Source organism: Bradyrhizobium sp. (genome assembly GCF_049798375.1).
In the GTDB taxonomy this organism is placed as follows: Bacteria; Pseudomonadota; Alphaproteobacteria; order Rhizobiales; family Xanthobacteraceae; genus Bradyrhizobium.
The window spans coordinates 1-5,081 of the sequence record NZ_JBARGP010000418.1 but is presented as its reverse complement, the minus strand read 5'-3'; the positions used below and the strand labels follow the sequence as shown (position 1 = coordinate 5,081).

Below are 5,081 nucleotides of genomic sequence, written 5' to 3'. Positions count from 1 at the left end.
CGCAGCACGGCTGAACTGGCCCTGCGTGCGCGTCAACCTCGACAGCCACATCAGCCGTATCGATCTGGTCGGCAAGGACTCGATCGTGGTCAAGGATGGCAAGCAGGTCACCGAGTTCCGCGACGGCATCCTGCCCTGGGCGCTGCAGCACAACATTGCGCTGGTGTTCGACGAATACGACGCCGGCCGCCCGGACGTGATGTTCGTGATCCAGCGCGTGCTGGAAGTCTCCGGCCGGCTGACCTTGCTCGACCAGAACAAGGTGATCAAGCCGCATCCCGCGTTCCGGCTATTCTCGACCGCCAACACCATCGGTCTCGGCGACACCTCGGGCCTCTATCACGGCACCCAGCAGATCAACCAGGGCCAGATGGACCGCTGGTCGATCGTCACCACGCTGAATTACCTCGCCCATGACGAGGAGGTCGAGATCGTGCTGGCCAAGGCGCGGCACTATCGCAACCAGCAGGGCCGCGACATCGTCAACAAGATGGTGCGGCTCGCGGACCTCACCCGCAACGCGTTCGCCAATGGCGATCTGTCGACGGTGATGAGCCCACGCACGGTGATCACCTGGGCCGAGAACGCCGAGATCTTCGGCGACATCGGCTTCGCCTTCCGCGTCACCTTCCTCAACAAGTGCGACGAGCTAGAGCGGCCGCTGGTCGCGGAATTCTATCAGCGCTGCTTCAACGCCGAGCTGCCGGAATCCGCCGTCAACGTGGCGCTGAGCTAACAAACATCCGGTGTCGTCCCGGCCTTGTGCCGGGATCCATACTCCGTGACGTTTCAGTCGTGCGCTGGAGTTGGCCTCAACACGAACAAGCGACCGCCGATGGTATGGGTCCCGGCGTTCTCGGCGCGAATTGCGCGCCTGACCGGGACGACGGCCCCAGGGATCACATGACGACATCCAGCAACAAATTCCGTACCGGGACCAAGGAAGCGCCGACCGAGCCGTTCAAGCGTTCGGTGACGGCCTGCCTGCGCGCCATCGCCAGGGCGCCGGAGCTCGAAGTCTCTTTCGCTGCCGAGCGCCCGGGCCTCGCACCGGGCAAGGCGCGGCTGCCGGAGCCGGCGCGCAAGATGACCAAGCGCGATGCCGCGATCGTGCGCGGCCACGCCGACTCGATCGCGCTTAAGCTCGCCTGCCACGATCCGAAGGTTCATCGCAAGCTGATCCCAGGCAATCCGCAGGCCCGGGGCGTGTTCGAGGCGGTGGAGCAGGCCCGCGTCGAGGCGATCGGCGCGCGCCGCATGGCTGGCGTGGCGAAAAACCTTACTGCGATGCTCGACGATCACTTTCATCGCGGCAAGTACGACGAGATCACCGACCGCGCCGACGCGCCGCTGTCGGATGCGCTGGCGATGCTGGTGCGCGAGCGCCTGACCGGCATGGCGCCGCCGGCAGCCGCGAAGAAGCTAGTCGACCTCTGGCGGCCGACGCTGGAGGACAAGATCGGCTCGCGGCTTGATGAGCTCAACCGCTTCACCGAGGACCAGGCCAGGTTCGGCGATCTGGTTCACGATTTGCTATCGGCGCTCGATCTCGGCGACGAACGCAATGCCGACTCCGAAGAAGACGAGAACGACGACGACAATCGCGACGGTGACAATGAGCAGTCCGGCGCCGAAGGCTCGCCCGATTCCGACGCCGCGCAGGAGATGAGTGCGGACCAGGCGCAGACAACCTCGGACGAGATGTCGGACAGCGCGATGGAGGCCGCACAGGCCTCCGCATCCGACACGCTCGACGATGGCGAACTCGGCGACGACGAGACGCCGGGCGAAGCGACGCGGCCGAACCGCGGCGGCGCCAACGAGCCGCGCGGCCCCGAGTACCATGCCTTCGCGCCGAAATTCGACGAGATCATCGCGGCCGAGGATCTCTGCGACCATGACGAGCTGGAGCGGTTGCGCTCCTATCTCGACAAGCAGCTCGCGCATCTGCAGGGCATCGTCGCCCGCCTTGCCAACCGGCTGCAGCGCCGGTTGATGGCGCAGCAGAACCGCGCCTGGGAGTTCGACCTCGAGGAAGGTATCCTCGATCCGGCGCGGCTGTCGCGCGTCGTCACCGATCCCTATCACCCACTGTCCTTCATGCGCGAGAAGGACGCGACCTTCCGCGACACCGTGGTGACCTTGCTGCTCGACAATTCCGGCTCGATGCGCGGGCGTCCGATCACGGTGGCGGCGACCTGTGCCGACATCCTGGCACGCACCTTGGAGCGTTGCGGCGTCAAGGTCGAGATCCTCGGCTTCACCACGCGGGCCTGGAAGGGCGGCCAGTCGCGCGAGGCGTGGCTCGCGGCCGGCAAGCCGGCCAATCCGGGCCGCCTCAACGACCTGCGCCACATCATCTACAAATCGGCCGACGCGCCCTGGCGGCGGGCGCGCAAGAATCTCGGCCTGATGATGCGCGAGGGCCTGTTGAAGGAGAACATCGACGGCGAGGCGCTGGACTGGGCGCACAAGCGTCTGCTCGGCCGGCCCGAGCAGCGCAAGATCCTGATGATGATCTCCGACGGAGCGCCGGTCGACGATTCCACGCTGTCGGTCAATCCCGGCAATTATCTGGAGCGGCATCTGCGGCACATCATCGACGAGATCGAGAACCGCTCGCCGGTCGAGCTGATCGCGATCGGCATCGGCCATGACGTGACGCGCTACTACAAGCGCGCAGTCACCATCGTCGATGCCGAGGAGCTCGGTGGCGCCATCACCGAGAAGCTGGCCGAGCTGTTCACCGAGACCCACGGCGCGCCCGAGCCGTCGCGCGCCCCGAAGCGCCGGCTGCATTCATAGTTGATCGCGAGCTCTCACGCTGGAAGCGGTGCACTCCCTCTCCCCGTTCTTTACGGGGAGAGGGCGGGGTGAGGGGCAGACGCACGCTCGAAGTAAATTGTTGGACCTGTACCCCTCACACGGATTGCATCTCACATACAATCCAACCTCTCCCCGCATCCGCCTTCGCTCTTCGAGCTACGGCGGACAGGAGCGGGGCGAGGTTGAAGCTGGCGAGCCGCAAGACTCTGCACATCGTAGCCGGCAACAGGAAGGGCTGCGGAGGGGTTCCTGTAAGTCATGTCGCAATATCCTGATCTTGCCCGGCGACGTTTTCTGACGCTTGCCGCAAGCGGATTGTCGGCGTTTGCAAGCCTGGACGCAGCCCGCGCCCAGATCGCTCCTCAGGCCTCCGCCCGGCGAACCATCCGCAACGCGTTCTCCGTCGCAGCGCCGGTGGCGATCGACGTCAAGGCACGCGCTCTGCCGTCGTTCGATCTGCGCGACCGCGCGCGCACGCGTTTCGACGCGTTGGAGTATCGCAGCGGGCTGGTGCTGACCTCGGGCTTTCCTGGCTTCGGCGGCCTGTCGGCCATTCGGCTCGATCCGAAGGGCGGGCGCTTCGTCTCGTTGAGCGATCAGGGCGCCTGGTTCACCGGCCGCATCGTCTATGAGGGGCGAGCCATGGTCGGGCTTGCCGATGTCGAAGCGGCGCCGCTGCTATTCATGGATGGCCGCCCCATCACCGAGCACGGCTGGTACGATTCCGAGTCGCTCGCGATGGATGGCGACATCGCCTATGTCGGGCTCGAACGCGTCAACCAAGTGATGCGCTTCGATTTCTCCAAGGGATTTACGCGCGCCCGCGGCGAGGTGGTGCCGATGCCGCCGGCCGTGAAGCGACTGCCGAACAACAAGGGACTGGAGGCGCTGGTGGTGGTGCCGAAGGGCCTGCCGCTCGCGGGCACGCTGCTCGCGCTGTCCGAGCGCGGGCTTGACGCCAACGGCGATCTAATCGCGTTCATGGTCGGCGGTCCGTCGCCGGGGCAGTTCAGCGTCCGCCGTACTGATAACTTCGATATCAGCGACGCAGTGATCCTGCCCTCAAGTGATCTGTTGGTGCTGGAGCGGAAGTTCTCGCTGTTGTCGGGCGTCGGCATTCGCATCCGGCGTATTGCGCTCGCCGCGATCGCGCCGGGCGCGCTGGTCGATGGCCCTGCGATCTTCAATGCCGATCTCGGCCAGGAGATCGACAACATGGAAGGCATCGACGCTCATGTGACGCCGGAAGGCGATACCGTGCTGACGCTGGTGTCCGACGACAATTTCTCGATGATCCAGCGCACGCTGTTGCTGCAGTTCACGCTGATGCAATAATTGTCATGTCGTCCCGGGCAAGCGAACGAAGTGGGCGCGACCCGGGAACCATAACCACAGGACTTCGTTGTAGCGCGCGCTATCTGTCGCGGGCCTATTTCTCGCATCACGCGGTATGGGTCCCTGCTTCGCACCGACGACCGCGCTATGCTTGATGAAGCGCAGGCCAGTTCTAACCGCGAAGTGACCGAGGTCGCCGGCATCGAGAGACAGTCGTGCGGTTGAGAAAGATCGGCCGGGCCGCTACATAGGATCATCCTTCGTCCCGCCTGGAAATCCCCCGCATGAGCGCCCTGTTTTCTCCGATCAAGCTGCGCAAGCTCGAACTCGCCAACCGCATCATGGTCTCGCCGATGTGTCAGTATTCTGCTGACGATGGTGCGGCGAATGATTGGCATTTCACCCACATCAACACGCTGGCGCTGTCAGGCGCGGCGATGTTCTGCATCGAGGCCACCCACGTCGAGCCGATCGGCCGGATCACGCCGGGCTGCCTTGGCCTGTGGGACGACGCCACCGAAGCCGCGTTGAAGCCGATCCTGGCATCGGTGCGCAAGCGCTCGAAGACCGCCGTCGCGATGCAACTCGCGCATGCCGGCCGCAAGGGGTCCAGCCACACGCCGTGGGATGGCGGCCAACAGATTCCGATCGTACAAGGCGGTTGGCAGACGGTCGCGCCCTCGGCCGTTCCGCACAAGGAGAGCGAGCAGGCGCCGCTGGCGCTGAATGGCGCGGGGCTCACACGCATCCGCAGCGCATTCGTCGACGCGGCTGGGCGTGCCGAACGCCTCGGTATCGATGCGCTCGAAGTCCACGGCGCGCACGGCTACCTCCTGCACCAGTTCCTGTCGCCAATCGCCAACCACCGCACCGATGAATATGGCGGCAGCCTCGAGAACCGCATGCGCTTTCCGCTCGAA

Annotated in this window: 3 protein-coding genes and 1 pseudogene; all 4 read left to right on the top strand. The window is 65.2% G+C overall.

Translation table 11 applies throughout. The features are described from left to right. Window positions 1-736 (top strand): cobaltochelatase subunit CobS (locus tag WA702_RS17685; RefSeq protein ID WP_425111827.1); only part of this gene is annotated, 736 nt, incomplete at its 5' end. Window positions 737-903: 167 nt separating this feature from the next. Further along, window positions 904-2,805, top strand: coding sequence for a cobaltochelatase subunit CobT (cobT, locus tag WA702_RS17680; protein ID WP_425111826.1), 1,902 nt, complete (start codon window positions 904-906; stop codon window positions 2,803-2,805). Between the two features lie 279 nt (window positions 2,806-3,084). Then, window positions 3,085-4,161: an esterase-like activity of phytase family protein gene (locus WA702_RS17675; RefSeq protein WP_425111825.1), complete on the top strand. Its 1,077-nt coding sequence runs from the start codon at window positions 3,085-3,087 to the stop codon at window positions 4,159-4,161. 284 nt (window positions 4,162-4,445) lie between these two features. Next, window positions 4,446-5,081, top strand: a pseudogene (locus tag WA702_RS17670) (oxidoreductase); the annotation flags it as partial.